This window comes from Ilumatobacter sp. (assembly GCF_039969435.1).
Taxonomy (GTDB): Bacteria; Actinomycetota; Acidimicrobiia; order Acidimicrobiales; family Ilumatobacteraceae; genus Ilumatobacter_A.
In genome coordinates this window covers 532,724-548,125 of record NZ_JBDVNU010000006.1, presented here as the reverse complement: position 1 = coordinate 548,125, position 15,402 = coordinate 532,724, and the positions used below count along the sequence as shown (strand labels likewise).

Below are 15,402 nucleotides of genomic sequence, written 5' to 3'. Positions count from 1 at the left end.
TCGTTCCGCATCACTCGTCACATGTCCGTACGACCCGTTCCGACACGAGCGACGGACGCACGAAGGTCGTGCCGGTGCGGCTGCCGGTTCGCCCTCGACGCTCGCCCGATGCGACGATCGATGATGCTCAACACGCGAGTCGTCCTGCTCCGGCGCCCCACCGATCGGGCCACGCCCGATCACTTCTCGGTCGAGACGGAGGAACTCGGCGCGCTGGCGCAGGGCGCCGTCCGGGTGGCGGTCGAGTACATCTCGATCGACGCCGCCGCCCGCACGATGCTGCGTGGCGAGGGCTTCCACCGTCAGACCGGCATCGGCGAGACCATCCCCTCCCATGGCGTCGGGAGGGTCGTCGAGACGACGGACGACACCTGGTCGGTCGGCCAGGCCGTGATCGGTCGGTTCGGCTCGCAGTCGGTCGCCGACATGCCGGCGGGCAAGATCGCCGCGGTCGACGACTCGCTCGGCCCGATCAGCCTGCACCTCGGGATCCTCTCCGGCTCGACCGGCGTCACGGCGTGGATCGGGTTGCGGGAGGTCGCCAAGCCCCAGCCGGGCGACGTGTTCGTGGTCTCGGCGGCCGCCGGCGCCGTGGGGTCGGTCGCCGGGCAGATCGCGAAGAAGGACGGTGCACGGGTCATCGGCATCGCGGGCGGCGCCGACAAGGTCGCCCACGTGGTCGACGTGCTCGGCTTCGACGACGCGATCGACTACAAGAACTCCGACGTGGGCGAGCGCCTGAAGGAACTGGCCCCCGACGGCGTGAACGGCTTCTTCGACAACGTCGGCGGCCCGATCCTCGACGCCGTGCTGGACAACATCGCGATGCACGCACGGATCACGATCTGCGGTGCGATCTCCCAGTACGACGACATGGACCACGTCACCGGACCATCCATGTACCTCCGGCTCGCGGAGCGTCAGTCACGGATGGAGGGATTCGCCTACTTCCACTTCGCCGATCGGATCCCAGCAGCCGTGGAGGAACTCGCCGGTTGGGTCGCCGACGGGTCCATCACGCTTCCCGAGACCGTGCTCGACGGGATCGAGCGATACCCCGAGGCACTCGAGGTGATGTTCACCGGTGGCAACCTCGGCAAGCTGCTCGTGAAGGTCTGAAGCGACACCGGCCCAGCCCCGGTCCGCCGATCGGTACCGTGCGCACCATGAGCCGCCTCGACGTGACCGCCGCCATCGACGACGACGCGGTGCTGCTCCGCGACGTGGGACCGCGCGACGGGTTGCAGTCGATCGACGCCGAGGTGTCGATCGAGACCAAGGTCGCGATGGTGCAGGGCCTCGTCGCCGCCGGACTGCGGCGGGTGGAGGTCGGTTCGTTCGTCAGCCCCACGGCGGTCCCCCGGATGGCCGACTCGGGCGACGTGTTCGCCGCGACGGCCGGCCTCGGGAAGACGTCGCGCGAGGCGCTGGTCGTCAACGAGCGCGGCGCGCACGCCGCCGTCGCTGCCGGCGCCGACGTGCTGGTGAGCGTCGTGTCGGTGAGCGAGACGTTCAGCCGGCGCAACGTCGGGATGTCGACCCACCAGGCCATCGCCGAGATGGCCGCTGTGTGCGCCGTCGCGGCCGAGGCGTCGCTTCCGGTCAGCATCAACCTGTCGGCGTCGTTCGGCTGCGCGTTCGAGGGTCCGATCGAGCCGACGGCGGTCGCCGACGTGGCCGAGGCACTCGCCGAGCTCGGCCCGACCGAGTTGCTGCTCGCCGACACGATCGGTGCCGCTGCACCCTCCGACGTGCGAGCCGTCGTCGCAGCGGTGCGCGAGCGAACGGGCGACGGCACCCATCTCGGCTTGCACCTCCACGACACGCGAGGTCTGGCGCTGGCCAACGCCGCTGCAGGTCTCGATGCGGGGATCCGCCGGTTCGACGCGAGCGTGGGCGGCCTCGGCGGGTGCCCCTTCTCTCCCGGAGCGACCGGCAACGTGTGCACCGAGGACCTCGTCCACCTGTTCCACGCCGAAGGCCTCTCCACCGGCATCGACCTCGACGAGCTGATCGCCGTCGCCTCCACCATCGAATCCGCCCTCGACCGGACGCTCCCCAGCCGCATGCTCCGCGCCGGCCCCCGCTTCCGAGACCGGACGGAGCCGAGCTTCAGATGATGGCGTGTTCGACGATCGGCTCGTTGCGTTCGATCCGGCCGTAGCCGAGCGGGGTGAGGTCGATCGTGCGGTACTCACCGTAGGTGATCAGTTCGCTCAGTCCGCGCCCGACAGCGGGTCCCTGCTGGAGTCCGTGACCGGAGAATCCGTTCGCGAAGAGCAGGTTCTCGACCTGGCTGCTGGGGCCGATGATCAAGTTGTGGTCGAGCGTGTTGTAGTCGTACTGCCCTCCCCATGACGTGACGAGACGGATCTGGTCGAACCGTGGCACGTACGTGGACACGACCGGCCAGATCTGGTCCTCGAACTCGTCGTGGCGGACGTCGAAGTCGTCGGGGTCGATGGCGACGTCATCGCGCGGAACGGTGCCGCACATGAAGTGGTGCTGCTCACGTCGGAAGTGGACGCCGGCCGGGGTGATGGTGAGCGGCACGACGCTCTCGATCGGTTCGCGACAGGCGAAGACGAAGCTCGTGCGTGCACGGGGTTCGACCGGGAGATCGAGTCCGGCCATCACTGCGATCTGTCGGGCCCGACAGCCCGCAGCGTCGATGGCGACGCCACACCCGACCGATCGACCCGACTCCAGGCGAACCGTCGTCACCCGCGACCTCAGCACGTCGAGGCCGACGACGCGGTCCTTCACGTAGGTCACGCCGTTGTGGACCGCCCGCTGGCGCAGACCCTGGAACAGCGCCCACCCGTCGAAGGAGCCTTCGCGCATGCCGCCGAGCCGAGCACCCGTCAGTCGGTCGGCATCCATGTACGGGAAGCGCTCGGCGACCTGCCCGGGCCGGAGCATCTCGACGTCGGCACCCCTCGCGAGTTGGTCGACGGACTCGCGTTCGAGTTGGTCGTACAACTCGTCGGTGTCGGCGAGGAACAGGTATCCCGTCCCGCGGAAGTTCAGTTCCGGCGACTCACCGTTCACCTCGACGTGGTGGTGGAAGTCGTCGATGAAGTCCATGCCGAACGTGCTCAGGGCGATGTTCACCTCGTTCGTGAACTGCGCCCGGATGCTGTTCTGCGCACGGGTCGTGTTCGCGAAGTCGTACGTCCAGTCGGGCTCGACCACGAGCACGGAGCCGTCGAAGTCGGGGTTCTCCGACAGGAAGTACGCCGCTGCGGTCCCCGTCATCGCACCACCGATGCACACCACGTCGTAGTGCGCCGTCAGGTCCGTCACCGGGTGCGCGCCTCAGGTGACATAGCCCTGCTCACGATCGTGGGCGATCGCCGACTCGCTGCGGTCGGCAGGATCACCGAATCCGCCACCACCCGGGAGTTCCATCACGAGTCGCCGCCCCGACGGGACGATCTGGCGTCCCTTGCCGGCGAATGGCGTGCCGTCGTCCAGGTACACCGCACCGGGTGCCCCGTCGCGTCCGCCGAAGCGACCACGGGCCGGGTGGTCGATCCGGTCGAACATCGCCGAGAAGTCGAACTGGTACCCCTCGGTCGGGCCGACCTCGATGATCTGGCCGAGCCCTCCCCGATACTCACCCGCGCCGCCCGAGTCGGGTCGGATCTCCTTGCGCCAGATCACGATCGGACCGACCTGCTCGGTCGCCTCGACCGACATCGTGCGCACACCCGACGGGAACGCCGTCGACGTGAGCCCGTCGAGGCGCGGGCGCGCTCCGGTGCCGCCGCTGTTGAACATCAGGATCTCGACCGGTGGACGCGGGTCGGACACATCCGACGAGCGCGCGCTCGCCTGGAAGTTCCAGAGTGCCCCGGCACCTTCGGCCGGCACCCGTGCGGGCAGTGCCGCCGCCACGGCACCGAGACACAGGTCGGTGACGAAGTGCCCGAGCACGTGGCGCACCGACACCGGATCGGGGTGCTTCGCGTTGAGGATCACGCCGTCGGGTGCGCTCACCGAGAACACGTCGAGCGACGCGAAGTTGTTCGGGAGTTCCGGCGCGAGAGCCACGAGCATGCCGTACGTGAAGTAGGCATGGGCGTAGCCGAGCGGGACGTTGATCCCGAACGGGCACACGGGTGACGTGCCGGTGAAGTCGGCGTGCATCCCGTCGTCGGTGACGGTGATCGACACGGCGAGCGTGACCGCCTCGCCGTAGCCGTCGACGACCATCTCGTTCGTGTACACGCCGTTCTCGACCGCACCGATCGCCTGCAGGGTCGCGGTCGCCGTGCGCTCGAACACGAATGCCGCGAGCGACGACAGGTCGTCGAGGTGGAACTCGTCGAGCATCTGCAGCAGTCGACGACGCCCGGTCTCGTTCGAGGCTGCGAGTCCGTGGATGTCGCCGACCACCTGGTCCGACTCACGGACGTTGACCTTGAGGATGTTGACCAGGTCCTGGTTGAGTCGACCTCGGTCGACCCACTTCATGATCGGGATGTTGATGCCCTCCTCGTACACCTCCTTCGCGTCGGGCCCGTAGCCGCGACCGCCGATGTCGACCACGTGTGCCGTCGACGCGAAGAAGCCGATCAGGGTCTCCACGTCGTCGACGTGGCGGAACACGGGCGTGCAGACCGTGATGTCGTGCAGGTGGCCGGTGCCCTTCCACGGATCGTTCGTGATGTACGCGTCGCCCGGCTCGATCCGCTCGGGGCCGATGTCGGTGATGAAGTGACGCACGGCGGCCGCCATCGTGTTGACGTGACCCGGAGTCCCCGTGACCGCCTGGGCGATCATCCGGCCGTCGGGGTCGAACACGCCGGCCGAGAGGTCACCCGCCTCGCGCACCGAGGTGCTGAACGCGGTGCGCACCAGGGCCAGAGCCTGCTCCTCGACCACGGCGATCAGGCGGTTCCACATCACCTGGTTGTGGAGGATGTCGACGGCACTCGTGGTGACCTCGCTCATGTGCGTGCTCCGTTCTCTCGGCTGCGGGTTCTGGTGACCAGCAGGCTGCCGTCGGCCTGCATGGTGCAGACGTGGTGCGACCCGATCACCGTCGTGGTCTGCTGCTCGGCGATGATCGCCGGCCCCTCGACCGCGGCGCCCGCAACGAGGTCGTCGCGGTGCAGGACGGGGGTCTCGACCCGGCCTCCCGTGACGGCGTCGTAGGCGTCGCGGGTGGTGTCGACCGCGATCCTCGCCGTCGATTCCGTCGACAGTTCGACGCGTTCGGGGATCGGCACGATGGACGACACGCGTACGGCCCAACTGACGGTCTCGATGGCGAGGTCGTCGATCGCCCGGCCGAAGAATCCTTCGTACGCCTTCGTGAACTCGGCCGACAGCAGATCGGCGGCGAAGTCGTCGAACGCCGTGGTGGCATCGAGCGTGACCGGGATCTCCCACCCTTGCCCGGCGTAGCGCATGGACACCTGACGTTCGACCGTGACCTCGTCCGCCGTTCCCTGACGCACGAACGCCATCGCCTCCTCGGTGAGCGAGTCGAGCACCGCGTTCGAACCCTCGACGTCGAAGTCGAGCGTGCTCGTGTAGAAGCTGCGGATGGCCTCGTAGGAGAACGGTGCGACGAGGAACCCGATCGCGGAACCCACGCCGGCACCGGGCGGCACGATCAACTCGTCGAGGCCGAGCTTGTCCATCAGCCGCGCGGCGTGCAGCGGCGCACCGCCACCGAAGGCGATCATCGTGTAGCCGCCCAGGTCCTTGCCGCTCTCGACCGCGTGGGCACGGGCGGCGTTGGCCATGTTCTCGTCGACCACCTCGGCCACGCCCACGGCGGCGGTGTCGGCGTCGAGTCCGAGACGTTCACCCACCGAACGCACGAGTGCCTCGGCGGCGAACCGTGGCGAGAGGTCGATGTCGGTGGCGCCGAACGTGTCGGGGTGGAGTCGCCCGAGTTGCAGGTTGGCATCGGTGACCGTGGCGTCCTGGCCGCCGAGGGAGTAGGCGGCCGGGCCCGGTTCGGAACCGGCGCTGTGCGGGCCGATCCGGATCTGGTCGAGCGAGTCGACGCTGGCGATCGAGCCTCCGCCTGCGCCGATCTCGATCATGTCGATCACCGGGATCGAGATGGGCATCCCGCTCCCCTTCTTGAAGCGCGCCGTCCGATCGACCTCGAACGACTTCGCGGTGGCGGGGCGGTAGTCGTCGATCAGGCTGATCTTGGCGGTGGTACCGCCCATGTCGAAGCTCAGGACACGGTCCCGTCCGTAGCGGGCGGCGATGTCGGCCGCGAAGATCGCGCCGCCCGCCGGACCCGACTCGACGAGGCGCACGGGGAACTCGGCGGCGCTCTCGACGCTCATCAACCCTCCCCCGGAGTGCACGAGGTACAGCGGGCAGGTGATGCCGCGGACCTGCAACTCGTCACGAAGTCGCACGAGGTACGACGCCATCAGGGGCTGGACGTACGCGTTCGCGCACACCGTGTTGAAGCGCTCGTACTCGCGCATTTGCGGGCTGACCTCACAGCTGATCGACACCGACACGTCGGGAAGTCGCTCGAGCAGCAGCTCGCGGAAGCGTCGCTCGTTGGTGCCGTCGACGTAGCTGTGGATGAAGCCGACGGCGACCGACTCGTAGCCCGCCGAGGCGAGCCGCTCGATCAGTGCGCGTGCCTCGACCTCGTCGAACTCGATCAACACGTCGCCGCGCGCACTGCGCCGCTCGGTCACCGTGAAACGGTCCTTGCGTTCGATCAGCGGTGTCGGCAGCACGATGTCCAGGTCGTACTGCTCGAACCGACTCTCGGTGCGGGTCTCGATCACGTCACGGAACCCGTGGGTGGTCACCAGGGCGGTCCTGGCGCCGCGTCGCTCGATCAGCGCGTTGGTCGCGAGCGTCGTGCCGTGGATGAACTGGGCGACGGCGCCGGCGGCCAGGTCGACGTTCTCCTCGTCGGCCAACCGTGCCACCCCGTCGAGGATCGCCCGCTCGGGGGCGTCGTGCGTGGTGAGGACCTTCGTCGACGCGTACGAGCCGTCCGTGCGTTGGAGGACGACGTCGGTGAACGTGCCGCCGACGTCGGCCCCGATCCGGATCCCGGTCCCGGTCATCCCCGGTTCTCCCGACATCACAGGTCCTCGACCTTCGGGAACCCCGACGGCGGCATGATGTCGACGGTTGCCGAACGCTGCTGAGCGAGCATCCCGCCGTCGACCTTGATCACGTCGCCGGTGATGTAGCTCGCATCGTCGGAGGCGAGGAACAATGCGGCTCCGGTCATGTCGATCGGTTCGCCGATCCGTCCGAGCGGCACGTTCTCGCCACGCAACCGGCGCTCGTCGAGGCCGAGCCCGCTGGTGTCGATCGAGCCCGGCATCAGCGCGTTGACCCGGATGCCGTAGGGGCCGAGGTCGAGCGCCATCGCACGCGTGAGCGCCTCGATGCCGCCCTTCGTCGCGTCGTAGGCGGTGAACGCCCGGTGCGCCCGGGTGGCTCCGCCCGAACTCATGTTGATGATGTTGCCGCCTCCGGCCTTGGCCATGATCCGAGCGGCCCGGTGCGAACACAGGAAGTGACCGGTGAGGTTGACGTCGATGATCCTGCGCCACCAGGCTTCGTCGGCGTCGAAGAAGTGGAGCATCGGCGACACGAGGCCGGCGTTGTTGACGAGTACGTCGACGGTGCCGTACTCGTGCGTCACGGTGTCGAACATCGCGGCCACCGCATCGCCGTCCGACACGTCGGCGACGATGTCGATGGCCGTTCCGCCGGCGTCGGTGATCGTGGACGCGACCTCGGCAGCGCCGTCGGCGTTCACGTCGCTGACGACGACCTTGGCGCCCTGACCACCGAAGCGCTCGGCGATCGAGCGGCCGATGCCACCGGCGGCGCCGGTGACCACGACGACCTTGTCGTGGAGGGAGGGGAATCTGGTCTCGGTGATGTGTTGTTCGTTCATGTCGTCGGGTCCTGCTTCTCGTTCGTCGGGTGGGCGTGTCGGGACGTCGTCGGATGCGTGTCGCTTCAGAGGTCGGCGAGCCGGTGGGTGAGTCGGGCGATCGCGTCGGAATCGCGTCGGTAGTAGACGTAGCCCGACCGTGGCGTGGCGATGACCAGCCCGGCGTCCACGAGCACCTTCATGTGCCGCGACGCCGCCGGCTGGCTGACACCGAGCTTGTCGGTGATGTACATGTTGCATGCACCGTGCTCGACCGGATCGCCGTGTTCCTGCGGTGGGAAGTGGGCGATCGGATCCTTCAACCATTCGAGGATCTGCAGGCGCCGGGTGCTCGCGAGCGCCTTGAACGCCCGCTCCATCTCGCGAGAGTCGGTGTGGTCGCGCGCGCCCTGCGCCACGGCGGCTTCGATCGTCGTCGATGACATACCCATATAACTAATTCGTTATCGAGGCGGCGTCAAGCGTGATGTCGCCCACCACCTCTCGCCCGGGGCGTCGTCGCACGTCACGCCGCCCGTCCTCCCCGGGGCGTCGTCGCACGTCATGTCGCCATCCTTCCCCAGGTCGGCGCCGCACGTCACGCCCCGTACCACCCTCGTCCCGCACGCCAACGGAACAGCCCGGCCGGTCACCCGGCCAGACGCGAGGGCGGCCCCGCCGTCATCACCGTTCCGTCGGGCAGGGTGATCGTGAGTCGACGCTGCGGCCCGAGTCGGACGCCCCAACCGCTGTCGTGGATCTCGTGGTGATGGTGCACGCACACCGGGAGCAGGTTCTCGAGATCGGTGAGACCGCCGTTGCTCCACCAGACGATGTGGTGGATCTTGCAGCGATCGAAGTGCGTGGCGCACCCGGGGACCGCACACGTTCGGTACAGCGCTCGCAGAGCACGGCGTTGATCTCGGCTGGCGTGTCTCGCTCCGCGACCGAGGTTCATCTCTCCCGGGGCGTACACGACGACGCCGTGGCGAACCACCACCGCTGTCGCCGTGGCCTGCCGTGTGTCGACCAGTTCGGCAACGACACGCATCGGCACCTCGACGGGGATTCCCCAGTCGACCGTTGGTTCGCCGTTGCCGTTGGGCTGATCGACATCGATCACCGCGACGAACTCCGCCGTACCCGCCCGGACCACCGTGCGATCACCCTCGATCAGACGTGCGAGTGCGAGTGCCCCGAGGTGCTCCTGCTTCTCGACCGGATCGCCAGGACACGTCGGCGGCGCCTGCTCGGCGAACAGCGCATCGACAGCCCGACGGATCGCGCTCGACAGCCTCACGCCCGTCAGTGGGTCGAACCTCGCACGCAGGTTCCACATCCCGTCGGTGTCGGTCCACGACGACATGGTCGTCGCGCGCTTCTGGCGCTCGAGGCGCCCCATACCGTCGTCGCGCTGGATCGACTTCACCTCCTGCGCCAACGTCGCTCGGAACTGCTCGACTGTCGAACGCTCAGCGTCGGCCAACAACGTCGCCGACCGTTCGAACAGTTCGTCGCGCTGCGCCTCGTGGTCGAGTCGCTTCGCCGCTCGGGTGAGTTCGTCGACGTGACCCGTCACGATGGCTCCGCTGACGAGAGCACCCTCGAATCCTTCCGCATGCTCCAGCGTGACGCTCCGCTCCCGAGTCCGAGACGCAGCGCTGATCGTCGATCGAGTCGCCTCGGCGATGGAAGCCTCCGGCAACGACGAGACCGACCGGAGTTCGGAGACGATCTTCGCCTCGGCCGCCGATGCCCACGAGCGGATCGCCTCGATGTCGCACAGCGCAGCGCGCAGCGCTGCTTCGGTGCGAACCTCGCCGATGGGCGCGGGATGTCGAAGTCGCGCCACCCGTTGCACCCTTTCGACGACCCCCGTAGCCATGCTGTCCATTCAACTCCAGGGGTACTCCAGAGTTTCCGAGCCGTGCGCCGACGGCGTCGTCGATCCGGTCGGACGTCGACCACGTGGCGGTCTGCGCACCGCACACGTCACCACCAGGGTGCTTCGACGCGGATTGCGTCAGAGGGTCGGCTGGTCGCGCCACCAATCCGCGAGGTAGTGGCGTCGCGCGACCTCGTCGCTGAACTCCTCGGCAGTGAGTGCACCACTTCGTTCCGGGCCGACATGGAGGAGATACTCCGCTGCGCCGGCGCACATCGCACCAGCGACGCGCGTCGCGCGTCTGCGCTCGTCGGGACCCGCGCCGTACGCAGCCAGGAGCACATCGAGGGTCTCACGTGCCGCATCCGCTCGCTCCCGGTACTCCGCGGGTCGGTCGGGACGTGGGCAGCGTGAGGAGAACAGCAGGGTGACGACGTCGTAGAGCGCGTCGCCCCGCGTTGCGAAGTCCCAATCGAGCAGTGCGACCGGTCGATCGCCTCGATACACGAGATTGCCGTAGTGCACGTCGCCGTGGAGCCAGGTCGATCCCGGAGCCGGACACGGACGGCGAGACGTCACTCCCGCCGGTGCGACGAAGTCGTGGCCCGCTTCGTGCAGTCGCCGGAGCAACCGTGCGACATCGACGAGGTGGGAACGGTTGGCGTCGTCGTCGCGGAGCCACGTCGGCTCCGACGTGGCGTCACCCTCGACGAAGGTCAGGACCTGGCGGCCTGCGTCGTCGACACCCAGGAATCGCGGAGCAGCATCGAACCCGACCTGCTCGAGATGGAGGAGGAACGCTTCGACGAGGTCTGCTCCCGCCGAACGCGGCCGGTGGACCTCGCGACCGATCCGAACGACCTCTCCCGTGTGGGTGCTTCCGCCACCGAGCACCACCTCTGCGTCGTCCACTCCGACAGTCTCGTCGACGTACGGGTCGACAGGACCCTCGGTCAGGAGGGGATCCGCCGGATCGACACGTGGCTCGTACTCGTCGGTCCGATGTGTCGCTCGGACACGTCGAACGGGACCAGACGCTCCGCCACCGACGTCGAACGACGCCATGGGAATCGAGTACGAACCGTGGTCGGATGCGGACGTGGTGGTGGATTCGGCGGACGACGTCGATCGGGCGATCGAAGCGGTTCGCCGACCTCGCCGACGTCCGGATCGGTAGGTTCAGGGGATGGCGTCGAGTCGATCGTTCGACAACGGCCGGCGGAGGACCGTCGGCGAGTCGACCGTCGTCGGTCCACCCGTCGCAGAGCAACTCGTCGATGCGATCGACCGAGCGGTGGAGACCCGGTGGGCGGCTGCGCAGGAGCGGGCACGCAACCTGCCCGGTCTCGATCGCGAGGAGCGCGTCGATGCCGTCACGGCGAGGATCCGGCGGGAACTCGGAGCGGCCGGAGCAGCGTCCGGTGGCACGGCGGCGATCCCCGGCGTCGGGGTCGGAACCGTGGCTGCCACGTTCGCCGTCGAACTCGGGTGGTCGACGATGCGCCTGGCCGACCTGATCCTCACGATCGCCGCGATCCACGGCCACGACCGCGCCGACGTCGACGAACGGCGGATGTGGGTGTTGTCGATCCTCACCTACCGAGACGGCGCCGCCGGGATGATCGCGAAGTTGGCCGCGGAGATGGGCGAGACCACGACCCGACGTGGGACCCGTCGTCTCACCAACGCATCGGTCAGGAGGATCAACGCGACGATGGGTCGTGCGGTCATCGCCAAGTACGGCGCCCGTCGCGGCGTCGCGGCGCTCGGTCGGGCCGTGCCGTTCGGAGTCGGCGCCGTCCTCGGCTACGGCATGAACACGCGTGCCGTGTCGATCACCGCGAAGCACGCCCACGGCTTCTTCACCGAGTTCCCGATCGCACTCGACGCCATCGACACAGAGGGTCGGATCGTTCCTCGTTCGATCCCCTTGGGCCCGGGCAGCGGTTCGACACCGTAGGCGCCGGGCAGACTGGGCCCATGCCAGAGGGAGACACCATCCGACGTCTCGCCGAACGCATCTCCGGTCGATTCCTCGGCCAGCGGGTCGCCCAGTCGTTCGCCAGGGACCCGAGGATCACGCACCTCGACCTCGTCGGTTCGACCCTGACCGACGTCGATGCCGTCGGCAAGTGGTGGCTCCTGCGCTTCGACGACGGTCGCACCGTGTACGGCCACCTGCGGATGGACGGCCGCTTCGACCTCGGTCGTCGGTCGAAGGCACCCGAGTGGCAGCGACGCCTCGAGTTGGAGATGGAGAACGGCTGGATCACCGCCATCGACATGCCGAACATCGGTGTGGTCGCCACGGCGAAGGAGGAGTCGATCGTCGGCCACCTGGGCCCGGACCTCTGTTCGACCGAGATCCCGGACATCGCCCTGATCGCCGATCGGCTGAGGAGCAACGGCGACCGCCCGCTCGCCGGCGCGCTCCTCGATCAGCGTAACGTCGCCGGGTTCGGCAACGTGTACGCCGTCGAGGTCCCGTTCATCGCCGGAGTGTCACCGCACCAGCCGGTCGATTCGATCGACGACCTCGAAGCGCTCGTCGCCGCCGGTTCGGCGCTGATCCGCACCAACATGGGTCGGTCGCACCGCAACACGACCGGGCGCAGACTGCACACCACGAACATGTGGATCTACGGTCGACAGCGCCGACCGTGTCCGTGGTGCTCGACGACGCTGGTCGGCGGCGCGGAGCGCGAGATGCCGTGGGGCAGGGTCAGCGTCTGGTGCCCGACGTGCCAGGCGATCGAACCGACCCGCGCGGTCGACCCCGCTCGGATCGAGCGTGCGCTGATCCTCCACCCGGCCCGCAAGCTCTGGCCGATCGAACAACCGACGACCTGATCAACCTCTGTTGTTCCGTCCGGGAGCGAACAACAGAGGTTGCGCACCGAGGCTCAGTCAACCTCTGTTGTTCCGTCCGGGAGCGAACAACAGAGGTCGGTCGGCGACGGCCTACTGCTCAGGCGCCCACTCGATGACCTGTTGGAACGTCGGACGGTTCGTCGTGCGGAAATCGTTCGGGACGAGGCCGGGCACGAACGTGGTCCGACTTCCTTCGCCGAGCCAGGTGGACGGATCGTCGCCTCGCTCGGCCGCGACCACCGCGAGGGCCTCGTCGATCGCCGTCCACAGTGCTGCGCTGCAGGCATCGACGTCGCCCGCTCCGCAGTAGGAGACGGCGAACTCGCCCTCGACCGGTTCACCGAGCAGGGTGCGCAGGTCCTTGTCGATGATGCTCGACGAACCGATCCCCTCCAGTTCCACACCCGAGGCGACGAGGTCGCCCAGAACGGGTTCGCGGACGGCATCGGCGATCGGGCCGAAGATCGTGTCGAACAGCAGGGGTCCGGCCACGTCGTACTCGCCGTCGTCGTCGGCGTCGAGGATCGGCGCGTCGTCGGCGATCCAGGCGTCGATCAACTCGACGGCCGTGGCGGACAGTTCGCTGGGCGCGGTGCCCTCGGCGAGCACGCCGCTGATCACGGGCCAGAGCGTCGAGTCGACGTCCTCGGTCGCCGCCCGGTTCATGACACCGACCACGCCGGACAACTCGACCCGGTCGGGCCACTGGTCGAAGTTCTCGACGCGGTTGACCGACCCGTACAGGTTGTTGTCGCCGTGCATGAAGCCCGGAGCGGACTGGTTGTTCCAGTTCAGCAGGCGACCCGACGGATGACCGTCGGCGTGCGGGTGCTCGTCCTGCTCGAGGAAGCCCTGCCACTCGTACTCGCCGGTGCCGAGGGTCGGGAGGCGACGGTCGAGCCCTTCGGCCCGCACCGGGAGGTAGCCGGATGCGAAGTAGCCGATGCCCTCACGGTTGGCGTAGCCCCAGTTGAACGTGAACCCGAACCGGTTCGCCGATTCGAAGAACGACTCCGTCGTGTCGGCGTCGCCTTCGGTCATGTCCTTCAGCGCTGCCAGGTTGAGGCCGTCGCGGCCGAACGTCGAGCGCTTCGAGGTGAGCGCGATCGGCACGCCGTCCGACGTCGCCGTGCCGACGACGGGGCCGTGGACCGACGTGGGGAACGTGATCGGCACGTCGCCGAGCGTGCCTGCGTCGAAGAGTTCGAACGGCACGCATTCGCCGTCGAACTCGTAATGCGACGACGTGCGGGTCGGCTCGGAACCGTCGGGTTCGCACAGCACTTCGGCGTAGATGTCACGCACGTCCTGGTTGGCCGACGTGAGGCTCCACGCGTAGTCCTGGGTGCGCCCGATCAACAGGTACATCGCCAAGCCCGGCACCGCGGCGCCCTGCGCCTCGATGCCCGGACCGGTGAGGTGGATCTGCTGCACGATCTCGGGGTAGTAGTAGCCGAGCTGCGGGCCCATCACGGCGAGCGTCGTGTCGTTCGCCGACGCATCGGGTGACGTGAGCAACCAGTTCGACGCAGTGCGCGTGGGCGGGCCACCCGCTGCGGGGTACAGCACACCGTCGGGCACTGCGGCCTCGACCGTCGGCGCCGCACCCTCGGCGGGTTCGCGCGGGTCGAGCGAGATGATCGATCCGGCGTCGATCGCCACCGAACCCGTCACCTCGCCGCCCGTCAGGGCCGGGTACTCGAAGCGCTCCTCGAGGGTCGTGGGCGCCTCGGGGTCGTCGGTCGGGAGCAGGTCCTCCCACACGGCCCGACCCTGCTCCTCACCCAGTGCGAGTTCGAGTTGTGCGAGGAAGTCGGCGTTGCTCGCCTCGCCGCCACCACCGGCGCCGAAGATGGATCCGATGAACGCCGTCGTGGCGATCACGTCGTTGACGGTGAACGGTGCCGCGTCGACGCCGTTCGCCTCGTTGTACGCGGTCGCGCCATCGGCGTAGGCCTGGGCGTCGGCGACGATCTCCTCGCCCTCCTCGGGGTAGGTGTCGAGGATCAGCTGGATCTGGTCGGTCACCAGTTGTTCGGTCGCCTCGCTCGGGGTGAAGGTCTGACCGCTCGTGACGAGTGAGAAGGCGTCGATCCCGGGGATGTCGGCGACGGCGGCACGCGCCGGCCCGCGACCGAGTTCGATGAGCAGGCCGCGGTCACGAGCCGACACCCACCCGGCACCGAACGCCAGGTCCTCGCGGGTCTCGCCGGTGATGTGCGGGACACCGAACTCGTCGTAGACGATGGTGGTGCCGGCGCGTCCGGTGGGCTCCTCGAAGGTCTCACCGATCGGCGTGAAGTCGGCCGGGAGGAAGAACTCCTCGATGTCGGCGTCGGTGACGTCGCCGCGCAGCGGCGTCAGCCCGTCGTACAGCGCGAGTTGGTCGAAGGACTCGTCGTTGGTCGGAAGACCGCCGTAGTTGCCCGGCGGGAGGATGTAGAACGCCCGGTCCTCGGTGACGTCGCTCGGCGACGGCTCGTCGGATGCGTCGGTCGCCGGCGGCTCGCCCTCGACGGTGGTGTCGGGGGTGGTGTCGGCGGTGGTGTCCACCGGGGCGCTCGGATCGGTCTCGGTGGGCGCCTCGGTCGTGGGGGCGTCGGTCGTCGTCGCTCCGTCCGTCGCCGGGGGCGTTGCGTCGTCGGACGAGCAGGCCGCTGCCGCCAGGCCGATGGTCACGGTCAGGGCGAGTCCGACCCGCTTGGAGCGCGTCGGTCGGTTTCGTGGTGTCATGGCTTCCCCCTACGGA

At 68.5% G+C, this 15,402-nt stretch carries 12 protein-coding genes; 4 read left to right on the top strand and 8 right to left on the bottom strand.

Going from position 1 to position 15,402, the window contains the following annotated elements; translation table 11 throughout:
• Positions 1 to 108: 108 nt before the first annotated feature.
• Together ABJK40_RS03330 and ABJK40_RS03325 are read left to right on the top strand one after the other, a co-directional pair.
• A complete protein-coding gene (locus ABJK40_RS03330) occupies positions 109 to 1,119 on the top strand; it encodes an NADP-dependent oxidoreductase (RefSeq protein ID WP_348477975.1) in 1,011 nt (336 codons plus the stop codon).
• Between the two features lie 47 nt (positions 1,120 to 1,166).
• The gene (locus ABJK40_RS03325) at positions 1,167 to 2,120 is read left to right on the top strand and encodes a hydroxymethylglutaryl-CoA lyase (RefSeq protein ID WP_348477976.1); all 954 of its coding nucleotides are present in this window, start codon (positions 1,167 to 1,169) and stop codon (positions 2,118 to 2,120) included.
• On the opposite strand, the gene ABJK40_RS03320 is transcribed toward ABJK40_RS03325, so the two are convergent.
• From ABJK40_RS03320 to ABJK40_RS03290, 7 genes are all read right to left on the bottom strand, one after another.
• Complete coding sequence (locus ABJK40_RS03320; protein ID WP_348477977.1) at positions 2,113 to 3,306, bottom strand: FAD-binding oxidoreductase; 1,194 nt, start codon at positions 3,304 to 3,306, stop codon at positions 2,113 to 2,115. The genes ABJK40_RS03325 and ABJK40_RS03320 overlap by 8 nt on opposite strands.
• A gap of 12 nt (positions 3,307 to 3,318) precedes the next feature.
• Positions 3,319 to 4,959, bottom strand: a complete 1,641-nt coding sequence (locus ABJK40_RS03315; RefSeq protein WP_348477978.1) for a hydantoinase B/oxoprolinase family protein — start codon at positions 4,957 to 4,959, stop codon at positions 3,319 to 3,321.
• A complete protein-coding gene (locus ABJK40_RS03310) occupies positions 4,956 to 7,070 on the bottom strand; it encodes a hydantoinase/oxoprolinase family protein (RefSeq protein WP_348477979.1) in 2,115 nt (704 codons plus the stop codon). Before ABJK40_RS03310 ends, ABJK40_RS03315 begins: the two co-directional genes overlap by 4 nt.
• Positions 7,071 to 7,087: 17 nt before the next feature.
• Entirely contained in the window at positions 7,088 to 7,918 is an 831-nt protein-coding gene (locus ABJK40_RS03305; protein WP_348477980.1) for a glucose 1-dehydrogenase, read from the bottom strand.
• A gap of 65 nt (positions 7,919 to 7,983) precedes the next feature.
• Positions 7,984 to 8,343: a metalloregulator ArsR/SmtB family transcription factor gene (locus ABJK40_RS03300; protein WP_348477981.1), complete on the bottom strand. Its 360-nt coding sequence runs from the start codon at positions 8,341 to 8,343 to the stop codon at positions 7,984 to 7,986.
• Positions 8,344 to 8,546: 203 nt separating this feature from the next.
• Positions 8,547 to 9,749, bottom strand: coding sequence for an HNH endonuclease signature motif containing protein (locus ABJK40_RS03295; protein WP_348477982.1), 1,203 nt, complete (start codon positions 9,747 to 9,749; stop codon positions 8,547 to 8,549).
• 171 nt (positions 9,750 to 9,920) lie between these two features.
• Entirely contained in the window at positions 9,921 to 10,694 is a 774-nt protein-coding gene (locus ABJK40_RS03290) for an aminoglycoside phosphotransferase family protein (RefSeq protein WP_348477983.1), read from the bottom strand.
• Between the two features lie 274 nt (positions 10,695 to 10,968).
• Between ABJK40_RS03290 and ABJK40_RS03285 the strand changes: the two genes are divergently transcribed.
• Together ABJK40_RS03285 and ABJK40_RS03280 are read left to right on the top strand one after the other, a co-directional pair.
• Positions 10,969 to 11,742: an EcsC family protein gene (locus ABJK40_RS03285; RefSeq protein ID WP_348477984.1), complete on the top strand. Its 774-nt coding sequence runs from the start codon at positions 10,969 to 10,971 to the stop codon at positions 11,740 to 11,742.
• A 20-nt stretch (positions 11,743 to 11,762) separates the two neighbouring features.
• Positions 11,763 to 12,632 (top strand): DNA-formamidopyrimidine glycosylase family protein, encoded by an 870-nt coding sequence (locus ABJK40_RS03280; RefSeq protein WP_348477985.1) that lies wholly within the window; start codon positions 11,763 to 11,765, stop codon positions 12,630 to 12,632.
• A gap of 111 nt (positions 12,633 to 12,743) precedes the next feature.
• On the opposite strand, the gene ABJK40_RS03275 is transcribed toward ABJK40_RS03280, so the two are convergent.
• The gene (locus tag ABJK40_RS03275; RefSeq protein WP_348477986.1) at positions 12,744 to 15,386 is read right to left on the bottom strand and encodes a penicillin acylase family protein; all 2,643 of its coding nucleotides are present in this window, start codon (positions 15,384 to 15,386) and stop codon (positions 12,744 to 12,746) included.
• Positions 15,387 to 15,402 lie beyond the last annotated feature (16 nt).

What these genes read in the sequence shown, in the direction of transcription:
- ABJK40_RS03330 (WP_348477975.1), top strand. Translation starts at nt 109, where the DNA reads ATGCGACGATCGATGATGCTCAACACGCGAGTCGTCCTGCTCCGGCGC.
- ABJK40_RS03325 (WP_348477976.1), top strand. Translation starts at nt 1,167, where the DNA reads ATGAGCCGCCTCGACGTGACCGCCGCCATCGACGACGACGCGGTGCTG.
- ABJK40_RS03315 (WP_348477978.1), bottom strand. Translation starts at nt 4,959, where the DNA reads ATGAGCGAGGTCACCACGAGTGCCGTCGACATCCTCCACAACCAGGTG.
- ABJK40_RS03310 (WP_348477979.1), bottom strand. Translation starts at nt 7,070, where the DNA reads ATGACCGGGACCGGGATCCGGATCGGGGCCGACGTCGGCGGCACGTTC.
- ABJK40_RS03305 (WP_348477980.1), bottom strand. Translation starts at nt 7,918, where the DNA reads ATGAACGAACAACACATCACCGAGACCAGATTCCCCTCCCTCCACGAC.
- ABJK40_RS03300 (WP_348477981.1), bottom strand. Translation starts at nt 8,343, where the DNA reads ATGTCATCGACGACGATCGAAGCCGCCGTGGCGCAGGGCGCGCGCGAC.
- ABJK40_RS03285 (WP_348477984.1), top strand. Translation starts at nt 10,969, where the DNA reads ATGGCGTCGAGTCGATCGTTCGACAACGGCCGGCGGAGGACCGTCGGC.
- ABJK40_RS03280 (WP_348477985.1), top strand. Translation starts at nt 11,763, where the DNA reads ATGCCAGAGGGAGACACCATCCGACGTCTCGCCGAACGCATCTCCGGT.
- ABJK40_RS03275 (WP_348477986.1), bottom strand. Translation starts at nt 15,386, where the DNA reads ATGACACCACGAAACCGACCGACGCGCTCCAAGCGGGTCGGACTCGCC.